The organism is Autumnicola edwardsiae, from assembly GCF_031846505.1.
GTDB classification, from domain to species: domain Bacteria; phylum Bacteroidota; class Bacteroidia; order Flavobacteriales; family Flavobacteriaceae; genus Autumnicola; species Autumnicola edwardsiae.
Genome location: NZ_JAVRHP010000335.1, coordinates 1 through 327 on the forward strand (window position 1 = coordinate 1; position 327 = coordinate 327).

1 protein-coding gene is annotated in these 327 nt (G+C 40.7%); it reads left to right on the plus strand.

The window, feature by feature from the left end; genetic code table 11:
• Nucleotides 1-18: 18 nt before the first annotated feature.
• Nucleotides 19-327 (plus strand): mercuric transporter MerT family protein (locus RM529_RS17920; protein ID WP_311486084.1); only part of this gene is annotated, 309 nt, incomplete at its 3' end.

The window sequence follows — 327 nt, forward strand, 5'->3', positions numbered from 1 at the left end:
ACCGCGGCCTATACCGGCATTTTTACCGCAGTTGCAGCATCAATATGTTGTATAACCCCTGTTTTGGCATTAATTGCCGGAACAAGTGGAATTGCATCGACCTTTTCATGGGTCGAGCCATTTAGGCCCTATCTTATCGGCTTGACCATTATTGTTTTGGTCTTTGCATGGTATCCGAAACTTCAATCGAAAACCCAGGAAGAAAAGGATTGTGCCTGTGACGAAGAAGCAAAACCATCTTTTTGGCAGTCCAAAAAATTTCTGTTCTTGATAACTATATTTACCGGATTGATGCTGGCTTTCCCTTATTATTCCAATATATTTTAT